Annotated in this window: 18 protein-coding genes; 9 read left to right on the top strand and 9 right to left on the bottom strand. The window is 40.9% G+C overall.

Annotation, left to right across the window (positions count from 1 at the left end; all coding sequences use genetic code 11):
• Nucleotides 1–10: 10 nt before the first annotated feature.
• The 9 genes from SD450_RS17610 to SD450_RS17570 all read left to right on the top strand — a co-directional run bounded on the left by SD450_RS17610 (nt 11) and on the right by SD450_RS17570 (nt 11,494).
• Nucleotides 11–427, top strand: a complete 417-nt coding sequence (locus SD450_RS17610; protein WP_108246765.1) for a Fur family transcriptional regulator — start codon at nt 11–13, stop codon at nt 425–427.
• Between the two features lie 42 nt (nt 428–469).
• Complete coding sequence (locus tag SD450_RS17605; RefSeq protein WP_136565956.1) at nt 470–2,437, top strand: heavy metal translocating P-type ATPase; 1,968 nt, start codon at nt 470–472, stop codon at nt 2,435–2,437.
• Nucleotides 2,438–3,319: 882 nt separating this feature from the next.
• Complete coding sequence (locus SD450_RS17600; RefSeq protein ID WP_036385938.1) at nt 3,320–3,673, top strand: single-stranded DNA-binding protein; 354 nt, start codon at nt 3,320–3,322, stop codon at nt 3,671–3,673.
• Between the two features lie 62 nt (nt 3,674–3,735).
• Nucleotides 3,736–4,185: a JAB domain-containing protein gene (locus SD450_RS17595; protein ID WP_119618872.1), complete on the top strand. Its 450-nt coding sequence runs from the start codon at nt 3,736–3,738 to the stop codon at nt 4,183–4,185.
• A gap of 141 nt (nt 4,186–4,326) precedes the next feature.
• On the top strand, nt 4,327–4,470 hold the full coding sequence (locus tag SD450_RS17590; protein WP_318345692.1) for a hypothetical protein: 144 nt from the start codon (nt 4,327–4,329) through the stop codon (nt 4,468–4,470).
• 479 nt (nt 4,471–4,949) lie between these two features.
• A complete protein-coding gene (locus tag SD450_RS17585; RefSeq protein WP_318345691.1) occupies nt 4,950–5,537 on the top strand; it encodes a BfmA/BtgA family mobilization protein in 588 nt (195 codons plus the stop codon).
• Nucleotides 5,538–5,539: 2 nt separating this feature from the next.
• On the top strand, nt 5,540–6,559 hold the full coding sequence (gene mobB, locus SD450_RS17580) for a MobB family relaxase (RefSeq protein WP_318345690.1): 1,020 nt from the start codon (nt 5,540–5,542) through the stop codon (nt 6,557–6,559).
• An 11-nt stretch (nt 6,560–6,570) separates the two neighbouring features.
• Nucleotides 6,571–8,157, top strand: a complete 1,587-nt coding sequence (locus SD450_RS17575) for a type IV secretory system conjugative DNA transfer family protein (protein WP_318345689.1) — start codon at nt 6,571–6,573, stop codon at nt 8,155–8,157.
• A gap of 214 nt (nt 8,158–8,371) precedes the next feature.
• Nucleotides 8,372–11,494, top strand: coding sequence for a DNA methyltransferase family protein (locus tag SD450_RS17570; RefSeq protein ID WP_318345688.1), 3,123 nt, complete (start codon nt 8,372–8,374; stop codon nt 11,492–11,494).
• A gap of 161 nt (nt 11,495–11,655) precedes the next feature.
• Here SD450_RS17570 and SD450_RS17565 read toward each other — a convergent pair whose 3' ends face one another.
• From SD450_RS17565 to SD450_RS17525, 9 genes are all read right to left on the bottom strand, one after another.
• A complete protein-coding gene (locus SD450_RS17565; protein WP_318345687.1) occupies nt 11,656–12,510 on the bottom strand; it encodes a phospholipase D-like domain-containing protein in 855 nt (284 codons plus the stop codon).
• A 60-nt stretch (nt 12,511–12,570) separates the two neighbouring features.
• Entirely contained in the window at nt 12,571–13,356 is a 786-nt protein-coding gene (locus SD450_RS17560) for an HNH endonuclease (protein WP_318345686.1), read from the bottom strand.
• A 139-nt stretch (nt 13,357–13,495) separates the two neighbouring features.
• On the bottom strand, nt 13,496–14,176 hold the full coding sequence (locus SD450_RS17555) for a RipA family octameric membrane protein (RefSeq protein ID WP_318345685.1): 681 nt from the start codon (nt 14,174–14,176) through the stop codon (nt 13,496–13,498).
• Between the two features lie 13 nt (nt 14,177–14,189).
• Nucleotides 14,190–15,254, bottom strand: a complete 1,065-nt coding sequence (locus SD450_RS17550; protein WP_318345684.1) for a ComEC/Rec2 family competence protein — start codon at nt 15,252–15,254, stop codon at nt 14,190–14,192.
• Nucleotides 15,255–15,425: 171 nt separating this feature from the next.
• Nucleotides 15,426–17,588 carry an ATP-binding protein gene (locus SD450_RS17545; RefSeq protein ID WP_318345683.1) on the bottom strand — a complete coding sequence of 721 codons (2,163 nt, stop codon included), beginning with the start codon at nt 17,586–17,588 and terminating at the stop codon, nt 15,426–15,428.
• Nucleotides 17,581–18,837: an SIR2 family protein gene (locus tag SD450_RS17540; RefSeq protein ID WP_318345682.1), complete on the bottom strand. Its 1,257-nt coding sequence runs from the start codon at nt 18,835–18,837 to the stop codon at nt 17,581–17,583. The genes SD450_RS17545 and SD450_RS17540 overlap by 8 nt, the downstream gene beginning before the upstream one ends.
• A gap of 198 nt (nt 18,838–19,035) precedes the next feature.
• Nucleotides 19,036–19,521 (bottom strand): hypothetical protein, encoded by a 486-nt coding sequence (locus SD450_RS17535; RefSeq protein WP_318345681.1) that lies wholly within the window; start codon nt 19,519–19,521, stop codon nt 19,036–19,038.
• Nucleotides 19,522–19,737: 216 nt separating this feature from the next.
• Entirely contained in the window at nt 19,738–20,865 is a 1,128-nt protein-coding gene (locus SD450_RS17530; protein ID WP_318345680.1) for an SIR2 family protein, read from the bottom strand.
• A gap of 250 nt (nt 20,866–21,115) precedes the next feature.
• Nucleotides 21,116–21,349, bottom strand: a complete 234-nt coding sequence (locus SD450_RS17525; RefSeq protein WP_318345679.1) for a helix-turn-helix domain-containing protein — start codon at nt 21,347–21,349, stop codon at nt 21,116–21,118.
• Between the last annotated feature and the right edge of the window lie 468 nt (nt 21,350–21,817).

Below are 21,817 nucleotides of genomic sequence, written 5' to 3'. Positions count from 1 at the left end.
TCACAATACGATGACAGACATTGAAAAAACATTGGAAAATAAAGGTGTACGCCCAACGGCGATGCGTATTTTGATCTATAAATATTTGGCTGAAAAGGAAGTGGCCATTGCACTGACCGATATGGAGAACGCTTTCTCAAAAGCGGACAGAACCACATTGTACCGGACCCTGAAGACCTTTGAGGAAAAACGCATTGTGCACCAAATAGATGATGGCACCAATATTTCAAAGTATGCCCTGTGCGAACCAGGTTGCAATTGTGAAATGGAACAAGATCTGCACCTGCACTTTCATTGCGATAACTGTGATGAAACGGTCTGTCTCACTGAGCATAAGATTCCCCATATCAATCTACCTGATGGGTATGTGGCAGAAAATGCCAATTTGGTCATTAAGGGAATTTGCGACAAATGCAGCGGGCAATAATTGCACTTCCGTTGCACGAAACTAATTACGACCTTACCGTCTATGAAAAAGAAAAAAGTAAAACTACGTGATCTAGGTTCAAAGGAACGCCAGGGCGAAAACGGACACGAAAGTGGCCATAACCATGGTGGTCCTGAAGGTGTATCTAAATTCAAAACCTATTTACCGGCCATTTTCAGTTTTGTAATGCTCATCATCGGCATAGCAGTGGACTATTTTGATGCTTTCCCGTTTTTCAAGGGCTGGATAAGGATCGCATGGTACACCCTTGCCTATTTGCCTGTTGGTTTTCCTGTCATCAAAGAAGGTTGGAACAGTATAAAGCATGGTGATTTCTTTACTGAATTTTTCCTGATGTCCATTGCCACTTTAGGGGCCTTTGCCATAGGCGAATACCCAGAGGGCGTGGCGGTAATGTTGTTTTACGCCGTGGGCGAACTGTTCCAAAATGCAGCAGTCAATCGGGCAAAGGGAAATATTAAGGCCCTTTTGGATGCGCGACCGGACGAAGCTTTGGTGCTTCGTAACGGGAATTTCGTTACCGTAAATCCCGAAACCGTCGAGATTGGCGAAAGGATACAAGTACGTGTGGGGGAGAAAATCCCCTTGGACGGTATTCTCTTATCCGAAAGAGCTTCCCTCAATACGGCGGCAATTACTGGCGAAAGTAAGCCCGATACGATAAATAGGGACGAAAAAGTCTATGCCGGAAGTATTAATCTCGAGGGTGTTATCGATGTAGAAACCTCCAAAGAATTCAAGGACAGTTCCATCACTCGAATCTTGGATATGGTACAAAACGCCACAGCCAGAAAATCAAAGACAGAACTGTTCATTAGAAGATTTGCAAGAATATATACGCCCATTGTGGTTTTCCTTGCCATTGGATTAACGTTCTTGCCCTACTTTTTTCTAAATGACTATGTATTTAAGGATTGGCTTTATCGCGCTTTAATATTCCTTGTGGTTTCCTGTCCCTGTGCCTTGGTCATTTCCATTCCGCTCGGCTATTTTGGTGGTCTGGGAGCGGCATCCCGAAATGGGATTCTTTTCAAAGGTGCATCTTTTTTGGAAGCAATCACCAAAGTGAACACGGTAGTGATGGACAAAACGGGAACCGTTACCAAAGGGGTTTTTAAAATCAAGGAGATCAAGACCGCCCAATTTGAGGAAGCCAAGTTTATGAAATACCTGATGGCCATGGAGGAACAATCTACCCATCCCATAGCAAAAGCAATTTTGGAATACAAAGCCGAAGGCACGGATATAAAGGTAACCGATGTATCGGAAGTTGCAGGAAAGGGATTAAGGGGAACGGTCAATGGGAAAACAGTGCTGGTGGGCAATAAAGCCCTAATGGCCTCAAACAACATTGATGTACCTTCAGAAACCGATGATATTGTAGATTCTATTGTAATGTTGGCCATTGATGAAAAATTTGCAGGCTATGTTACCATTGCAGATGAACTCAAGGAAGATGCCCATCAAGCCATCCAACAAATCAGGGATGCCGGGATTTCGAAAATCATAATGCTTTCGGGTGACAAAGATTCCATAACGCAACAAGTCTCGAAAAAGTTAAACTTTGATTGGGCAAAGGGCGGCCTATTACCAGAAGATAAGCTCGGCGAAGTCGAAGAACTCAAAAAACAATCAGACACCAAAGTGGCCTTTATGGGCGATGGCATTAATGATGCGCCCGTTCTGGCCATCAGCGATGTGGGCATTGCCATGGGAGGCTTGGGTAGTGATGTGGCCATTGAAACAGCAGATGTCATCATTCAGACCGACCAACCGAGCAAGATGGCACGGGCCATTAAAATAGGACGCTCCACCCGAAAGATAGTTTGGCAAAATATTGGGCTCGCTTTTGGCGTGAAGGCATTTGTGCTCATCCTTGGAGCGGGAGGCCTAGCCACGATGTGGGAAGCAGTTTTTGCTGATGTGGGGGTTGCCTTATTGGCAATATTGAATGCTGTTCGACTTCAGCGGATGAAGTGGAACACTTAGTTTCAAAGAGGAACTATTTTTTGGGCTAACTTATATTTCAGCCGTTGTTGGCAGCCCCATGGTTCGCCAAGACCTTCAATAAAATTGTACATGAGAGGCTTCGCAGGTTGAGACACCCAAACAACTGTCCGTGTTTTGGAGGGGACTTCAGGAAGGTTAGGGGTCTGATTCTTCGAGAAACGGCGACAGGACTTATGAGACAATATGAAAGCTTCCGGGCATAAAAAACCGTATCCGAACAATTACGAAATGCTTATCACTGTAGATGAAAAATAATCCGGTCGTAGGGTAACTCCAATACGTTTGTTCCCTTATTGTCGTAATGTTTGATGAAACTTCATTTGGTCAAAACGGAAGCCGTCCAAACGGATCTTTGGTGCGCCCTTCCTTAGCAAACCCTTCTTGGGGCTTTGCCGGGAAAGGCCGCAAATCCGTCCGTCCGCCCAACAAATTTTAAGGGGTCCATAATAAAAGAAGCCCTCGTTGTTTTTCGGGGCATCGAAAAACAGGGCAGTGCCCAAGGACTTCCAATCAGGACGCCATCGCCTGCAGTCGCTTAACTTCCCGTACACTCCCTTGCCAATGGGTCTGAAGGAATTCCTAAGGCCCTCATCGAACCTGTCAAGGCCAAGACAGGTTTTGTCCACAAATAGGGTTTCCACTTCCTTGAAAATCCTTGGATTTTACTACGTCGCGGAGCCTCCCGATTTCTGTCCAAAAGCCTTGACAGAACCCCCTTCTTTTATGGTGCTACGCACGTAAGAAGCAAACAAACGCCCCTTAAAATTTGGGAAACAATGACCAAAAAAAGAGGGGGAATTTTTAACCCTGTTTGCTGATTTATCCATACTGGAAGATAGCAGGCCTTTAAAACTTTTTATCATGAGTACATTGAGAAACAAAGTGCAACTTATCGGAAATGTGGGGCAGGACCCTACCATCACAGACCTTGACAAAGGCAAACGTGTGGCACGGTTCACCATGGCCACCAATGAACATTACAAAAACTCCGAAGGGGAACGGGTGACCAACACCGAATGGCATACCATCATCGCATGGGGAAAACTGGCGGACATCATCGAAGGCTTCGTGACCAAGGGCAAGGAAGTTGCCATCGAAGGGAAATTGACCTCCCGATCCTATGAGGACAAAGAGGGCAATAAAAAATATGTGACCGAAGTGGTGGCCAGTGAGATCCTGCTTTTGGGTGGTGGTGATAACAATACCACCGAATAGAATGGATAGGGGGTGTCCAACTTTTGGGCATCCCTTTCTTTTTCATCCTTAACACATTTGAAATGGAACACCGTGTCAATGAAATACAGATCAGTTATCGGGAAAAGCTCAGTACCCTGAAATCCCTGTCCGTGACGAACTCCAATGAGGTGGCGAATCTATTGTTCCAAAATTGGGACAACAAGACCATAGGCCTGCACGAGACCTTTAAGATCGTGCTGCTCAACCAGTCCAACAAGGTAAAGGGCATTTATCCACTATCCCATGGGGGCATCACAGGTACCTTGGTAGATCTGCGCATCCTTTTTGCCATTACCCTAAAGACCCTTTCCGTGGGGATCATCCTCGCCCATAACCATCCTTCTGGACAACTCAAGGCAAGTTATCAGGACAAACAATTGACCCAAAAGATCAAAGAGGCGGCACAGCTTTTTGATGTCAAGGTTTTGGACCATATCATCCTTGCGCCTGATGGTAGGTATTACAGTTTTGCCGATAATGGTATTTTATAATCCAATGGTCATGGAAGCGAATACTGAAATGACCGATCTTGAAATAGGGTCGGAACTGCAACATGACCTTGGGGATTACCCCGATGGATTTGATCCAAGCCTTTATGATTTGTAACCAATGAATTTCTTTAACATTGAATTATGGTCTATTTGAATTTTACAAACCTCGATGGCGAAACCCAAGAACGTTTGCTTTCCGTATCAAAGGAAGATGTGGAAAGTCGTTCCGGGACCGAATTGCGCCAATTTGCCAAAATTATGGCATGGACCATGATATCCAATTGAGGCCTGCCCTGAGCGGAGTCGAAGGGAAGCCATGCGAAATCTATACAATTATGATTTTGTGTTCAATATGTGAACCCTAAAACACACCATCGAAGCCCATCCATTATGATGGGCTTTTTTTATGTCCTGAACCTTGGTTTTTATATCTTTAAAGTGTTGGTTTTCAACAGTAATTAAAGTGCGGCATTCTTTTGATCTGCTTTGTTAGATCGGTTTGACTTTCCTTGTTCCGTACCCATCGATTTGACTTTCACAGCACAGGCAACTGGGTCTTGACCCATGTTGTGCGATACTTTTTGGGCCCCTGGCGCAAAAAGGAGAAGCAAGAGGGTAGCACGCTAGCGCGTCCTACCGATCATAGTTGCTGCGCAAGGCCCCTGTTTATGGGGGTTGGCGAGATTAAGGCAAAATGGGGTGAATGGATTTTTGACTAAAAAGGGCCTCCAGCCCAATAAAATCAAGATGTTTTTGACGCAAAAATGGATAAGGGATTCGAAAAAGAACGGTTCAGGACCATTCGGGTAAAAAGCTCGGTGGCTTCAAAATTTAGGAGGTTTTCCGGCAGGTTTGGGCAATCCCGTTCCATGACCCTCTTGCTCATGGTGCAATTTTTTGAATGCCATGGCATCTCCCCAGACCAACACCTAGGGGAGACCATGGCCAGCATGAAGCACTACATAAGGCGGCGCTTCAATGCCATGGTCGCCATCATGCGCAGCATCGAAAAAGAACAGACCCTGCCCACTGTTGGGATGATGCAGGCATTGTTTGAGCAGGAACTTGAATCCGATGGGGAGGAGGGATGGGACAACGATTTTGACTTTATCGAACGGCAATTGACCGAGACCAAGAAACCCTCGCAGCCAGAACCCTTTGATGGGGAGGTCACCGTTCCTAAGATCCGATATGATCGGTTGGTGGAGCAAATGGAAGAACTCAAGCAGGATTTTACCTATGTCCTAGACCATGTAAGTGTGTTCCAAAACCGCTTCGGTAAGGACCATCTCAAATTGGACCTCAATCCTGAGGCCTTGGAAAAATATCGAACAAAACTCAAAAAGCCATAAACATGTACATCGCCATTACCCGACAACAACTGGGGGACAATTTTCGGGGCAGTGTCCGGGACTTTGTCAATTACCTGGAAAAGGAGAACGAAGGTAAGGCCCTTGGAGACCAAGAGCGTTATTTTAACCAAGAAGAGAACCATATTGAAACCGAGCGGGTCATTGCCGAAATCGATGCCAACACCGCCAAGCTCAAGAAACGGGAACCCAAGTTCTATTCCCTGGTGGTAAGTCCCTCCCAAAGGGAGCTCAAACATATCGGAAACGATGCGGAGAAATTACGTGAATATACCCGGGAGGTTATGAAGGCCTATGCGGCCTCCTTTTACCGGGACCGGGAGGTGACCGTCAAGGATATCCTCTATTTTGCCAAACTGGAGCGGGCACGTACCTATTCGGAAAAGGATCGAGAGGTCAAGCAGAACCAAGCCATTGCAAACAAGATCTTGGAACTCCAGCATCAGGCCAGGGCCATTAAGGAAGGACGGGAGCAAGGTGATATAGCTAGGTTACAGGAAAGGATAAATGCACTGGAAAGTGAGGCCCCGCACCAATTGAACGGGAAACGGATCGTTCCGGGCATGGCCAAGGAGGGCCACCAAAGCCATATCCATATCATTGTCAGCCGGATGGATGTGACGAATGCCCATAGCCTCTCACCAGGGTCCAAGTTCCGAACATCTGAAACCACCCTTCACGGGGAAACCGTAAAACAGGGCTTTGATCGGGACAAGTTCTATAAGGCAGCCGAAAAAATGTTTGATAAACAGTTCGGCTACAAGAGAAATTTTGTCGAGACCTACCATGCCCGGAACCTACTCGATAAGCATCCCAAACAGTTCTTCTCGGCCCTATTGGGATTGCCCAGCAATGAACAACAAGCGGCCCGGCAGTTGCTCTTCAAGGCTGGTATCAAGGTGCCGAGTATTCCGGTCAGCAAGGCCCAATTGGCCTATAAGGCGATGATGCAGCTCAAGAAAGGTATCGGAAAGGCCTTGGAATCAGGCTCAATCGGAATTTAAACACTACGTATATGGAAAATTTAGGATGGATTGAAATAGGAATTGGTTTGGCGATAGGGGGAGGAATCTCCTTTGTGGCCAACCGGTATCTCAAATATGGTTTTGTGTATGTGGTTGTGGGGCTTGTGGTCCTGGTATTGTCGATCGGATGGATTTCGGGATGGAATGTGCTTTTGGAACAGTCAATGGTCCTTTGGCTCCCTATGTTTTTTGTGCATACCGTCATCTATGGTCTGGTGGATCACTATAAGGAGGCCAAGAAACCATCCAAGGTTTTTGAGGTCAAATTAAAGGTCAAGGGCAGGCCCTTGGTATTGGGGAACATCCGAAGAGGAGTATCCGTGATGGCCTCCGCCGGAAGCGGTAAGACCGAAAGTGTCATCTATGGGTTTTTGGCCCATTTTAAAAAGGAGGGGTTTTCAGGGGTCATCCATGATTACAAGGATTTTGAGATCACCGAAATGGCTTGCCCCCTTTGGAAGGACCAAAAAGTGCCCCTAAAGATTGTGTCCTTTGGACCCATCTATCATCGGGTAAATCCCATTGCGCCACGTTATCTTCATGATGAGGAAAGTGTCCATGAGGTGTCCCGGGTTTTGTTGGAAAACCTGATGGAACACCGGGACTCCGATGAGAACAGTACCTCCCGGTTCTTTAAGGAGGCGGCGGAGGGATTGATCAGTGGGCTGATCTGGCGACTCAGGACAGACTATCCGGATTTCTGTACCCTGCCCCATTTGATGGCCCTGTACCAACAATTGGGGACCAAAAGCCTGATCAAGTTTTTACGGGAGAACCTTACCTCAAGGGCCATGGCGGATGCCTTTATCAGTGGGGTGGGGTCGGAAAGACAGACCGCTGGGGTCATGAGCACCTTGGCCAATGCGATCAAAAAGATCAGTACCCGAAAGATTTTCATGGTATTGTCGGCCGATGAGATCCCTTTGGATATTAATAATGGGGAGAATCCCTCGGTCATAGCATTGGTGAACAACCCACAAAAGGATGCTTCGCTTTCCCCGGTGATTGCGACCATTACCCATACGATTTCAAAGCAGATGAGCCAGCGTAACCGTAAACCGTCGTTTATGTTGTTGGAGGAAGCTTCCACCCTGAGATTGTTGAACATGCACCGGATACCGGCCACCCTTCGGAGCTATGATATTGTGAGCGTATATGTCCTTCAGGACAAGGTCCAGAACGATATGATGTATGGGGAGAAAGCCAGTAAAGCTATTTTGTCCAACCTTTCCTATCAGTTTTTTGGGAAGGTCAATGACCCGGATACGGCACGTTATTATGAACGGTTCTTTGAACTGGTCAAAATGCCGACGCGAAGTGTGAGCAAGAGTTCAGGCTTGAGTTTGGAACGTCGTATCACGGAAGGGGAGCGGGAGGTGTCCAAACGGAGGGCCGAAGTGTTCTTTCGATTACAACAAGGGGAGTTCGTGGTATTCGCTGATGGGAAGGATCGGAAGGTGCAGTTTCCGAGGCCAGTGATAGAGCGGGGCTTGCCTAAACCTCTTGAAATCAAGGAAGGGGATTTGGAGCGGCATTATTTGAAGGTGCATAGGGAGGTGAGGTCTATTTTTGATTAACTCTTTGATTGACCGATTTAATATATAAGGAATTGCAATGAATTTATGGTTACGGACTAACAAAACCCTATTTTTACCAACCAAAGTGAGTTTGAAGAAAATGAAATAATTTGCAAAAGTGAAACCTTGGAGGTTCTTACATTTGCGCTTGGTAAAATGGGATATGTTTGCCAATACTCCGGATTGGCAGCGAACCATTAAAAATATTCAGTACATGATAGATGAACATGCCAATTACTTGGTGAGGAAAGTCTCGGAAGCGACAATGGGATCAAGTAATGAGGCAAATTTGAGACATGGGATAGAAGTGGCATTGGAGCAGGTTTGTTCTGAGCTCCATATCGGTTGGACCCCATTTAGTTTGGAAAAAAGCCTATCACTTGGCAGAGGTGGGACAAAGTTTGCGGATGTGGTCCATGGGGCGTTGATCATTGAATATGAACCTCCCAAAAGTTTTGGGGGCCGGGAAGGAGCAAAGTTCAAACATGCCTGCGGGCAAGCTGAGGAATATGCCGAATTGATGCATTTGGAAGAAGGCCGCCCTCTTAATGAGTATATTATGGTTTCTTGGGACGGTGAGTCAATTGCCTTTGGTCGATATGGCGAGGGCGGACCAGATTGGGAGCGGCTCACAAATTTTGATATGGCCGCTGCCACCAGGATTATAAGTTTTTTGGAAAACGACGGAAAGCCCTTGGTCCATCCAAGGATTTTGTCAACTATAGTTGGTCCTGAATCTGATATTGGAAACCAGCTCACCCCAAAATTTTTTCAATCCATTGTTGACTCACTCAGGAATGGAACTGCCTCAGCAAAGACAAAACTTTTATATACCGAATGGAGAAGACTATTCGGCCAAGTAGTTGGGGTGCAGTCCGATCAGTTGAAAGAACTGCTCAAGCGACAAGGTATGCTGCATGATCAGCATTATGTTGAGCATGTTGGGGAATATTTGTTTTCATTGAATACCTATATTGCATTGATTGCAAAAATTGTTGCGGCACTTTCCTTGCCCCGAGTCTCACAGGATATTCTTGATTCCAGTGTGCCCATAAGGGGCAAATTAATGGCTCTCGAGGATGGTTCCCTATTTGCGGATGCAGGGATTAGCAATATGCTGATAGGCGATTTTTTCTCTTGGTACTTGGATGACCCCAATTACAATTCCTTTGAAGGGGATATCCAAACCCTTTTGAATGGACTCAACACCATAGATTTCGATGTTACCAGGAAATCTTCGGAATCTACACGGGATTTGTTCAAGGGGATGTACGAGAGCTTTGTTCCCAGGGAACTTAGGCATGCCTTGGGTGAAGTTTATACCCCGGACTGGTTGGCATCCCATGCCTTGGATGATATTGGTTGGTTGCCTGAAAATGATCTTCTCGACCCTACTTGTGGGACAGGAACCTTTATTTTGGAGGCGCTTAAAAGAAGATTACTTGAATTTCATAACAATGGCAGGGCCATCGATTGTGGACAATTATTGAGAGGTCTGTATGGAATTGATCTGAATCCCTTGGCGGTATTGGCAGCCAGGACATCACTTGTTGTTTTTCTAGCCCCATTACTTGACACTTCAAAACCAGTAAAGCTTCCTATTTTCTTGGCAGATGCGATAAATTCTGCAGATGAAAGGGACAACACCTTTGAACACACTATACAGACGGAGAAAGGCCCTAAGATTTTTAAAGTGCCGACCAAGTTGATCAGAAGTTCAAATTTCTACCCAATATTCCTTGCTATCAAAGATTTGGTCAATGCTAATTTGTCCCCTGAGGCAATTTATTCGTCAATTATGGATTACAAGGAAATTTCTGAAGCACAAGAATCAGAGCAACAGTATATAAGGGATTCCATACAGACACTCCATGAACTTCATCGGGAAGGCTGGGATGGAATCTGGTGCTCCATACTCGCTGATCGTTTTTCAGCAGGAGCGATTCGGCCAGTAAGCCATATTTGTGGTAACCCACCATGGGTGAAATGGAGCCATCTTCCACCGGACTATGCCAATTTTATTAAGGAAAAGTGCATGCGGCGAGGGGTTTTCAGTGATGATAGGTGGGTTGGAGGCATTGAATCCGATATATCCACTGTGGTTACCTATGAGGCCATTGCCAAATGGCTCGCAAATGATGGGATATTGGCCTTTTTTATTACAGGGACGGTATTCGTCAATGAGTCCAGTCAGGGCTTTAGAAGGTTCCAACTTGCAGATATCGATGTAGAATGCTCCATAATTAAGGTAGAGGACTATAAATCCGTGGCTCCCTTTGAAGGTGTGACCAACCACCCCACAATGCTTGTGGTTCAAAGGGACAGAAAAATGGAATATCCCATTCCCTATATTATTTGGGAACCAGCACTGGAAAACGGTAAAAAGAAAAAGAGGTATGCCTCAAGTGAAGAGTTTGTCCATAGGGCAACCCCGTTACATCTTCTTGCCAAACCCGTTGCAGGCACCGATGCAGGACCTTGGATTGTCGGCACAAGATCCCAACAGGAATATTGGGATACAATTTTCGATGCGGCATCCCCGGCGGCCTATATTGCCAGAAAAGGGGTTACTACGGATAGGAACGGAATTTTCTTTGTAAGGGTTGAGGAAGGACAGTCCGATGAGTGTTGGATTGTAAACGATCCCTCGGTGGGAAGGACCACTGGAATTCCAGTAGTTAGAAAACAAGTTGAGAAAACCCACGTGTTTCCATTGATCCGTGGTCGTGGGGTATCCGCTTTTTCAGCGGAAATAGATCCGGACTATAAACTCCTGATTCCGCAAAGAGAGATGCACGGAGACCCAAGTTTACCTACTACGGCTCCCAAGACGTATAGGTTTCTCAGGAGTTTCAAGGATATTTTGGAGAACAGGTCGAGTTATAAAAGATTTCAAAAGGGACAGCCCTACTGGTCCCTTTGGAGTACAGGGCCATATACCTTTTCACCGTTCAAGGTGTTGTGGAAGGAGATGTCAGGGGGGAGGTTTGCTGCGGCCTACATAGGAGCTGTTGAAGACACTATTATAGGGACAAAATTGGTCATTCCTGATCATAAGCTCTATTTTGTCCCGATGGAAACGGAAGCAGAAGCGGCCTTTTTGACCGGAATCCTAAATTCCCCAAAGGTGGCCGAGGGGATTTCGGCCTATGGCTCCCAATTGAGTCTCGGGGTAAGTGTTGTGGAGTACTTGAATATTCCAAAATACGATCCTGGATTGGAAAACCACAAAAGGCTATCGGACTTGGCGATTGCATATACCGCTAGGGGCGAGCAATTATCCGAGTCGGAAAAACAACAATTATCCGAAGTAGTGGATTCGGTTTTAATTGGCTAAGTGCATCCCAAGATTGTAATCCGGGATTGAACAACTCTGTAGGTTCACTGGCCTGGTGAAAGGTCAAAACAATGTCCTTTGTACGGTAAATAGCAATGGCACACGATGCTTACTTTTGCTTGCCATCCTTTGGGCATTTGCATACCTATATGAACCATAGGTTATAATATTGGATTTCGCATGGAGGTTTTTCCATTAGAGGGCTTGCCGGTTTTATGACAGAATTTTTCAGGGAAATCCAAGTTCCTATATTCATTCCATATTTTCCAGGCCTCTTTGCACATGGGCTGTTCGGGATTGTATTTTATTTCCCTGCCGGTTCTTATGCAAAACCCGTGCTCCACTATTTGTTCTGGAATTCGTTCCGGCCTGCCATTGGGAGCATCACCCAGTTCTAGCTCTTCAGGGTAGTTCCAAAGTCGTTTGGGAGCGGGCGTGCTGCCTTTGGTGGCCCCATAGAACTTTGGTGTTGAATCAAAAAGGATTTCTGATTTCACAAACTTCCTACCACTGCGGAGAAGCATCTTTTTGTTTTCGTAAACTGGTCTTTTGATAAAAACCACCTCGTTTGTTTCGGCAATTTCCATATATTCATCCCAAGCATCGTTGTCCGCCGATTGAGAGAACCGACTCATAAAAGTTTGTTGGGAATAAACACCAAATTCAATATTGTTTCTAAAGGAATAGTCATAAAGGTTGATGGAGGTTATTACCCCTTTCTTTTCATTGCCATAATATTTGGCATGGAGATGTGGAACATAGACGATGCTAACATTTAAGAATTTTTTGAAGTAATCGAAATCTTCTTTGCTTATGCTCTTTTTGATTTCCTCCTCATTTTTTCCGAATACCAAAAGAACGTGCAGATTGGGATTATTTTCATGCTTATCAAAAAGTTGTTTAAAATATTTATCAAGTTTTATATAAGGGGAAACAATCATGAGAACTCGTTCTGCCTCCCAAATGATGTTGTATATGGCATCTTCCAATTGCTTTCCAGTTAGAAATGTGCTCATGCTTGATAATTTGGATTTATGGGTTAAATATATAAGTTCTTTAACGGTTTCCGGAAACAATCATTCTTGTCCCTTTCTTATTCTATGGTTACTTAAATGTTTCTTTTTGGGCCAAAGTTCCTTATTTCGTGGTAAATGAATTAATTTACCGATGTTTAATCCTAAATGTTGGCCTTCTGCTATTTTTTCATATTCTATACATATGGAATAATCATCATTGATGGTGAAATAACCATTGTCAAATAACTTGTGGTGATTGGCACAGAGCAAAATACCATTTCGGATATCCAGCCTTTCTGTTTTCTTTGCTTTTGACCATGGTGTTATGTGACAGGCTTCCAACAAAAAATCATAATGGATCTCACAAATGGCACATTTCTTCCCGTAAGCTATCAACAATGCTTTTCTAAATATGGATTGGGCGGTTCCACGCACTTTAATTTTAGAGTAAATGTCTTGTGAGTTTGCTGGACGGGATAGAAGAGAATTGATAATCTCGTTTTCCGTTAATCCCTCCATGGCAAAACCAAAGGGATTCCTTAGATTTTTCCAGTTATACCCATATACCGTGTTTTTGCCCTCATCTATATTATCCGAGTCCCAGGCAATGAATCCTTGTCCTGGAGTTCCCAAGGTATCCGTTGCAAGAATGGTCAATGGCGGCAATTTGTTATCGATGCAATAGGTCTGAAGTATTTTTAAGTAATGCCGCAAAGGTCTGACATGGGACAACCCTATTCGATCCGCCAGATCACCATATTGGATAACTTCCCTTTTATGAGCGGCATGGGTGAGCTCATTCCATGTCAAAGCTGTCCTAAAATATTTATCAACTTTTTGATCCATAAAGAGTTGTATTTTTCATCAGTGATGATATTGCGAGCGTTACGGGGATACTGTTGCCCCTTGGTAATATTATTTTGTCAAAGTATCTAATATGTGCCGATCTTCCATTTTAGGTTATGGTAAGTAAGTGAATCAAGAATTATTTTTTGCGTGATATTAATCTAGAATTTCCCTTTTGTTTGTATGCCTTCTTGAAATCCCTGGAAAGCTCGGTTTCTGCATTCTGATAAAATAGGATACCTATCCAGGTAAAAATGCCAATAAAGGCTATACCGTTTATTATTTTTTCAGCGGTCTCATTTTGGACCAAGTTGAAAACATAATCAAACGAATAGGAGAAAATATAGACCCAAGTTAGGATGATTCCAAAACTCAAAATTTGATTTATTTTCGACACGGAAAAGGGATACTCACCTGCTAGTTTTCCAAGTTTAATGGGTATTGGGTTCAAGATTGTTCCAAATAGCGGCCCTATTTCCTCATCCTCCAATAAATCAACATGTGCCTCCCAATTTTTTTGCCAAAATTTGCTTCCCCTGTTGGCAAGATACCATCCAATGGAAAAAAATAATCCGATTGTGGAGACTACAATGGTCAATTCTTTGTGGTCCTTTAAGTTTAAGACCACAAAATATCCGGCAAAGGAAGAGGCGATGAATGCCCAGTAGTAAGTACTTCTCTTCCAGTAAAGTTCAATTTCGAACTTTCTGGTCTCAAGGGCTATCTCGAGGGTTTTGCCCAGTTTGCTCTTTTTTTTCTTCTTTTTTAAAAAATACGCTTTGTATTCCTGAGCATTTGGTATTTCATTATCTATTTCCATATGATCTATGATTTCATTTGATAGCTTCGATATAAAGATCCCTTGGGTTTTCTGAGATGGTCACAACATAATTGTTGTGGGCCATCAATTCGGCAATGACAGCCGAGGAGGGATGGCCATATGTATTCCTTGATCCTACAGAAATGGGGCAAAAAAATTCCCCATTGGTGAAATTTGTGGAATTGAAGGATTTAATGTCACCATGATGGGGAATTTGAATGGTTCCCACAAGATCCATATATTTTCGGTAAACCTGTTTTAGGTCTACTTTGTTCAAATCCCCGTCGCCCGTATAGACACAGCCAATTTTAGTATTCTCATAGAAAAGGTACCGGTAGGGATGAGAACATTGTTGATAGCGATAGACCATGTCAATTCTTGGCACCCCTTTATTTGGGCCCGAATAGACAAACATTGAATTTTGATTGATCTTACCATCAAGTCGGTTATAGACACGACGGAGTTCAGTCTTTTTTGACAACGCATAGTTTAAGTCTTTTTTAAGCTTGTCCATGTCGATTGACTCAGATTTTAATTGCTTGACCAAAGCATTGTGCCTGGCAGTAAACTCAAAGTTAAAGGGCACATACATCCAATCAGTCCCTTTCATGATTATTGAGGAGCTATCAATTGCTTGCGTGGCAATGCCTTGCGCTAGTTCAATTTCTTGGCTTATATTGTCCTCAATGCCTCCTACGGCAGATCTGATATAGAGAATTGTGGTACCCTCCCCAAAAAACTCCTCAGGACTGTCGATTAAAGGGACAATACCACCGTCAAGGCATCGATAGATATTGGAAATCAATTTTTTTTCTTCTGGATGCAATAGGGGCATGACGACCATATTTATTTTCTGGCAATGTTTTTTGAGCGTTTCGATTTGATTGACATGGTCGCTGTCAAAATGTGAAATAAACAGTATGTCTATTTTATCGGATTTCTTGAAACTTTGTTTGACCAGTTTTCCGGATATATTGGTTTTGGGCAGGGTTCCACAGTCATAGACCATGTTAAAACCCATATGTCTTTCGGAGTAGAAGGCTCCTTGTCCTATAGGGTGGAATATTCTTTGGATCACAGTATAGCTAATTAATCAGTTATCATATTCCTTGGTATCATTGGATGTCGTGGGGCAAGACTATTTTGATTTGAAGATTTTAAATTAAATTTAGTCTGTCCTTCAAAGTTGTTTTTATTCATTTAAATTTTTGGCATAACGTTGGTTGGAGTGATTATAAACCTATCTGGTTTAGAATGGTAAATCATCATCAGGGTTATCTATTTCATTGTCGTCCTCAGGTTCTAAATTAGTTAGTTCCACAACTTCACTGTCTTGTTTCTCTTCCTCCGTTTCGATATTTTCTATCCTGTTCTTCCCTTGCCAGTCATCTCCAATTTTATCCCAGTCAACTTCTCTTTCTAGTTCGCCTGTCCAAACTTTCCAAAAATCTGGGTCGTTTGAACGAGGTTGATGCTTTTTCTCCAGAAATCTCATTTCTACTAGGACAGGAATTGGAAACGCCCAACCTACTAAAATAGCTTTTCGAGAAGGTAAAATAGGAAGTTCTTTTAAGAGTCCGCTTAAACTGTCTGGAACTAATCTTTTGACTAAATCTTGGTCTTTATCATTCACAATTCTGTGCAATAGAAAAGTGTTGCATTGAGAAAGAACAGTTTGAGAAAGTTCGGATGGCCTTTGAGAAGAAAGAACCATACTCAATCCAAATTTCCTGCCCTCCCTTGCAATACGTTCAAATGTTTCTAAACATATATTTGAATTATCGAAGCTAAACTCACGAAGAAAAGTATGAGCCTCTTCTAAGACAATTGTCGTTGGTAGTTCCTTCTTATATATTTTTCGAAATCTTTGAATTGCTTCGAATGTTAATCGTGAAAGTACTGCGACTACAATGTGAATTATGTCTGATGGTATAAGGGATAAATCAATTAAGGTAATCTGACCATTCTCAGCATTATTAGAACCAATATATAAATTTAGCCAATCTACTAATGAAATATCTTCCTTGGGCTGAACAACACCATTAAGTCTTTCATCAGCAAAAAGGAATCGCATTCGTAACGAGAGCATTTGAACAAACTGAAGAATATTTCCTCCTTGATTTTGAGCTAATTGCTCTAAATGTGGTATTAAGTCGTCAAGTTCAAAATATAAGGGGGTATCAGGATTTATAGAATCAGATGGCGTAATACCTATTGAGATATCAGAATAATAATTATCAACAAAATTTTTCAAAGAATTAATATCCTCAAATGAAAATGGATTATATCTGCCCTCAGCCCATCTACGTTTAGTTAATATAGTATTGAAATTTTCAATTAGGTTATCATAATTGACCATATCATTATCATCTACAAACTGTCGATGAAAATTGAAGTCATTGGAAATATTATCAAGAACTTTACACATTTCTATGAAAGGTTGTGTTCTTGTTTGTGTAGGTAATGAAGTAAGAAATACGTTTAAAGAATTGGATGTCGACTTTAAAAAAGTGCCAAGACGTATCTTATCAGATGAATTAAGATTTTCCCCTCTTTTTAAATTTAATAAAGATTGAAGTAATAGAGGTCTTTGAGCACCTGGAGCTGCTTGCGAAAAGTTAATCCATTCTTGAGAATTCCACATCCAAGCTGGAATTTTTAGTTGCTCAAAATCTGAATCTGTTTCATCAAGTTTAACAGTTAACTTTCTTACTTTTTTGTCGCCTAAATCATTAAAAGCATCAAAATACTCACCATTAGGGTCAAGTATTATAAATCGAGCATTTAATTGTTCTTTAGTTTTGTTTTTTTCGGCCTCCTGCAAAGACCATCTTATCATTCCTGCAACAGAACAAGATTTCCCGCTTCCTGTATTGCCTAAAACCGCTAAATGCCTACCAAATAGCTTATCAGGATTTACCTTTATTGGAGAATTACTCGCTATTGGTGCTCTACCAATTTCGAATTTACCATCTGGGTTTTCTACAATTGCAGTTAATTGCCTATCAGTTGGAAGTATAACATTATCGCCAACTGATGGGAAACTGTAAACACCTCTCTCAATTTCAAAACTGTTGTCTTTTTTCTTTCTTAAAACTCCAAGAGGTGTTAGTGACATTTTGCGTAATGGAAATGGTAAATCAATTAAGTCAAAGTCCTTAAACCCTTTTCGTTTTGGATAATTTGAATGTTGAATACCTATCCAATGTATTACAGCAACTAAAGCTCCTTGTTCATTAGGAATTAGGACGTAGCCATTGATTTTTGGAAAATGAGTCGGAACTCCAGTGTTTATAGCAACATTTTGTGGAGCATTCGTTTCCAACATTACTTTTATTTCTGTTGGAGAAACAGATTCAACTGTTCCAATTGTCAGATTTCTTATTTCATCAAAATCAAATAGATTATTCATCAGCCTCAGAATTTGGTTGGTTAGGGAGATTTCGTTTTTCTAAGGTTCTTGCTAATCTTTCTTGAATTCTATCTATTGCTGCTTTTGGTAAATAATTTTCAACCAAAGTTTGTAAACTGCCCAAATGATTACCAATAATGAGAGTTATTTGAGCCGGATTTAATTTTTTATAAAAATTTTGAATGCGGCCTGATGCGTTATCAAATGAAATAATTACCAAATGAGTTGATGGTAATGTCAACATATCTTCAATTACTCTATTAATATGTGTGTCGCCAAAGCCATATCCATAGGTCACGACAACTGAATTAGGTCTACATATTGCAGACGAAAAATCTCTAAACAGTTCTGAATAAGGAAAAAATGCAGTGTCAATTCCTTTTGACGAATTTGGATATATTACCGAAAAATCTTTAGGCTCATCAGGAATCAATGGAGTTTTTTCATCTATGCCAAACTGTAATGGTAGTTTAACAATTGCATTTTCTTCAAATTTCCAATCCACAGAACCGTGTAGTTTAGAATACCTCACAACTCCCTCAACATATCTAGGTTCTCCTCTAATACCAGGAGGATTATAATGATAATCAAGTTCTAGTTTTGTGGTTCTGAAAACAGGTTTAATTTTACCAACAAATCTATCAATGCTCAAAATACCGGCACTATCTAGACCTAACTCAATAAATCTATCATAATTGGTAGTGAAAATATTTGTTCTTTCTCTAGTTGCTGTACGGCTGGAAAAACTTATTAGAAATGATTTTAAAATTCTCAATGCCGAATTAAATTTAGCACTTTGGAAAAAACCTTTTTCAGTCTTGATAATATTCCTAATGAAATCTTCTAGTTTTTTATTGATATCTTTTTCTAGTGCAACGCTAGAGGCATCACCTTGAATTTTTAAGCCTTGGAGTAGTTCTATTGCACTTCTAAAGTCATCTTCAATATTTGCAGCTCCTCTGCCCATTGCAACCGCACTTTCATTAGACCATTTTTCAATTTCATCTTTAAATTCACTAAATTCTATCCTACCCATATCTTGAGCAGTTACATCAGCTAAGAATGTTAAACCTATCGGTAGTCCTGCTCCTGTCAAAAGAGAAAAGTGTTCGCTTTGAAAAATAGCCGTTAGCCAAGGTTCTATTTGTTTGCGTAAGCTGTCTATTTTCGATTCATCTATAGAATCGGTTTCAAAACAATCAACCTCATTGTTGATTTTAAGTATATTTTGACTCGTCCAGTTTATCATTTTAATATTTTTATTTAAAGTGCAATTAGTCTATATTTTCAACTTTTCAGGCTGTTAGTTGAGCTTCACCCAATCAAAAATAAGCTTTGGAAGGGTGCAGGTAATAAATCATTGGGCTTAAATTGGTTTTTATGTTCAAATACGTGTGTAATTGGCACTAAAATCTTGGTTTGAAGAATTGAAATCCTTTAAATAATTTTAACTATAATATTTATTCATCGCATTTTTGACATTAGTCATGTCTATTCCTTTTTTTTCGGAATACTCAATTAAATCAAGTTCAATTGAAATCTGCAATTTGTGGGCTTTTAATGTAATGTCTTTGATTCTTTCAGATAGTTTTTCAAAATATGAATCTGATTTTAGATCATCTTTATTCTCAGTAATGCAATTATGAATAAGCCAATTTCTTTCTGTTAAAAGTTTTGACAATTCAATCTCCAAGGGTTTAGGGAAAAGCGATTCTTGTTTGATTATGTTTATCGCCTTGCCAAGTGTATACTTCCTTTGTTTTTTTAAAAGCTCGTCTGCTTCTTTCTTTTGGTCAGGCTCTGTTTTTTTTAGAACAATCGAATGACTCAGTGCGTCTTCTAATATTTGAACGGCACACAAAGATTCACCTAAAAAAGTGTAGAGAATTATTTCATTTTTAGAGGCTTCTTTAAATATGATATTTTCAATCATTGGTGTTTTTTTGAGGAAGAAATAATATTTAGTTTTTTAGCGTTAAAACTGTTTGCACAGCTTTATTTTTAAGGCACTTACTTTAATCTAATAATTTGGCCTGCTATACACGGTTGCCTGGGTCCGGACTTAACTGTACAAGTGCACATCGAACTGAAAACCCTTGAGGATTTTTAGAAGTAGTCGATTACAAGCAATTACTTATAGTCATATTCGTTACCTATTGTTATTTTTTAAATATTCTTTTACTCCACTGTAATAGAATTTCGGTTTCCGATTCCCAAAAAAGGATTCATATCTTTTTTCTGCAAAAGCCCATTCGAAATCTTTAACTGGCTTGTCATATTCAGATAACACCACATCAATTTCCACGTGGTCTTTAATCATTCTCGATAGGAGTTGTCTTAATTCAAAGTCTGCTTGCGGAAGGGAGTATCCGATAAATACAATTTTATCAGCTTCTGATAATTCCACACCTGCATTCTGCCAAATTAATTTTATTTGAAAATTGTTTAAATCTTTGAGAAAGGTTGGCATTATCAAATTACTTCTTAACTTCAGGGAATTGTTGTTATTTTCTGTGTAATTATTTTTACAATGCCTACAATGTTGGTTGTGAAATACAATATCGCCAGCAATTTTCTCATAAAACTTGACGAAAACTCTTTGGCATTTTGGACAATGCAACCAATTCATTGAACCGTGCAGTTTTAGAAGTTTAATATTAAACTTTCCTTTGCCCAGAGCATACAATCCAGGTTTAATTGAATGGTCATTTCTATCCAATGAACTAACATAGCAACAATAATCAACGACACCTTCGAAATCTTCATTGGGTTTTTTTAGGTCTCGCAGTTTTCGTTTAAGAGCATTGTCCAACAATATATCCCAATTTGTAGTCAAAACAGCTACTTCATCTAATTTTGGATTTTCTATTCTTGGATGAGTTTTTTGAATTAGGAAATCTGCAAATTCGTCAATATATTCTGTGTCGGCTGTTCTTAAAGTTTCTCGAAGTGCTACGATAATTAAATTGTAAATCACTTCTCTAATTTCAATTAATTTTTTAGGTTCAATTGTGCGGTAAGAGGAATTCTCTATGATGCATCTGTCAATTGGTGTAAATATATCTTCTAGAGCAACATCGTTTAAATTCTCTTTTTCAACTAATAATTGTCTTTCCAAAAATTCTTCAAACTTTTCAAAGTATTGTTGTAGAATTTTGTTGTCTAGATATATTGGTTTCTTTTTTAATTTGAAAATAGCTTTTGTTAATCCTGCTTGAGTTGGAGCACCTGCCGGAATACTGAATCCAGCTCCAAGTATATATACAGTTTTACTCATTTTTTGTTTGGTTATAATAACAGGTAACTAGCTTATATACCTAACTTTATTAAGTGTGTGCCACCAATTTGGTTGGCTATGCATTACGTTTGCAATTGAATGCAAAGCATCGTTTTCGTTAATATCAATAAATCTTTGGGGGAGACTAGATTCTAAATGTAAGAATTTTCTAGAAAAGGAAAATACTGGAAAATGTAAGGAAATTAAAACAAAGATTTTAAGGGAAAGAGCTATCCTTAGTTTTTCAATTTCAAAGTCTAACCATATTAAAAAAATCGCTAAGCTTTAAGTCTCTGGCTTCACAGATTTTATGTAAGGTTTCAACCGGTATTCGATATTCCTTTCTACCTTTTATTTTCCTTACGGTACTTTCATCAATATTGTGTTTAGAAGCAAAAGAACTCTGGGATTTTCCCTCATTAATCCAAGGAAGTAACCACTCCCTAGTTATATAGCTGCATATTTCCACATTAATATTTGACATCAAGACAAAGGAAAAGGATGGGAAATACAATATCTCGGTCGTTCGACCGAAATTGAGATATTTTTATTATATTGCATCCTGATATATAAATTTGCGATTCTTCGTTTAGAACATATTTGAAGCTTTCGCTTGGAGTCCCAACTAGAAAACTGGTAATTTTTTGCAACGGGACAATAAGCAGACGGCTCACGACCCGGGCGTGGGCTCGCTTATCGTTGCATGGTATACCAGTGCCGCTAGTTGATAAGTTGAGATCCGCGCCTTTTTTGCTTTTGGTTCATTGCAGCTTTCTTCATAGCGTTTGGTTTCTTTTGTCCTGTAGGAGTATTGCCCAACCAACGGGTTATGGGAAACACTTGGCAACTTTTTCATGTAGGGTTCACACCGTGTGCTTGTCCTGTTTTTGGGACATCACATTCGGTGTTCGATATCCTGTTTAAAAAGAAGCCAAAGAACCCCATCTAATCT

Source organism: Flagellimonas baculiformis, from assembly GCF_033441575.1.
Lineage (GTDB): Bacteria > Bacteroidota > Bacteroidia > Flavobacteriales > Flavobacteriaceae > Flagellimonas > Flagellimonas baculiformis.
This window is presented reverse-complemented; position numbering and strand designations above follow the sequence as displayed.

Bases quoted from the DNA above. Each gene is read 5' to 3' on its own strand.
- SD450_RS17585 (WP_318345691.1), top strand. From the start codon at position 4,950: ATGGATAAGGGATTCGAAAAAGAACGGTTCAGGACCATTCGGGTAAAA.
- SD450_RS17605 (WP_136565956.1), top strand. From the start codon at position 470: ATGAAAAAGAAAAAAGTAAAACTACGTGATCTAGGTTCAAAGGAACGC.
- SD450_RS17600 (WP_036385938.1), top strand. From the start codon at position 3,320: ATGAGTACATTGAGAAACAAAGTGCAACTTATCGGAAATGTGGGGCAG.
- SD450_RS17590 (WP_318345692.1), top strand. From the start codon at position 4,327: ATGGTCTATTTGAATTTTACAAACCTCGATGGCGAAACCCAAGAACGT.
- SD450_RS17575 (WP_318345689.1), top strand. From the start codon at position 6,571: ATGGAAAATTTAGGATGGATTGAAATAGGAATTGGTTTGGCGATAGGG.
- SD450_RS17555 (WP_318345685.1), bottom strand. From the start codon at position 14,176: ATGGAAATAGATAATGAAATACCAAATGCTCAGGAATACAAAGCGTAT.
- SD450_RS17570 (WP_318345688.1), top strand. From the start codon at position 8,372: ATGATAGATGAACATGCCAATTACTTGGTGAGGAAAGTCTCGGAAGCG.
- SD450_RS17610 (WP_108246765.1), top strand. From the start codon at position 11: ATGACAGACATTGAAAAAACATTGGAAAATAAAGGTGTACGCCCAACG.
- SD450_RS17530 (WP_318345680.1), bottom strand. From the start codon at position 20,865: ATGAGTAAAACTGTATATATACTTGGAGCTGGATTCAGTATTCCGGCA.
- SD450_RS17535 (WP_318345681.1), bottom strand. From the start codon at position 19,521: ATGATTGAAAATATCATATTTAAAGAAGCCTCTAAAAATGAAATAATT.
- SD450_RS17565 (WP_318345687.1), bottom strand. From the start codon at position 12,510: ATGAGCACATTTCTAACTGGAAAGCAATTGGAAGATGCCATATACAAC.
- SD450_RS17540 (WP_318345682.1), bottom strand. From the start codon at position 18,837: ATGATAAACTGGACGAGTCAAAATATACTTAAAATCAACAATGAGGTT.
- SD450_RS17525 (WP_318345679.1), bottom strand. From the start codon at position 21,349: ATGTCAAATATTAATGTGGAAATATGCAGCTATATAACTAGGGAGTGG.
- mobB (WP_318345690.1), top strand. From the start codon at position 5,540: ATGTACATCGCCATTACCCGACAACAACTGGGGGACAATTTTCGGGGC.
- SD450_RS17545 (WP_318345683.1), bottom strand. From the start codon at position 17,588: ATGAATAATCTATTTGATTTTGATGAAATAAGAAATCTGACAATTGGA.
- SD450_RS17560 (WP_318345686.1), bottom strand. From the start codon at position 13,356: ATGGATCAAAAAGTTGATAAATATTTTAGGACAGCTTTGACATGGAAT.
- SD450_RS17595 (WP_119618872.1), top strand. From the start codon at position 3,736: ATGGAACACCGTGTCAATGAAATACAGATCAGTTATCGGGAAAAGCTC.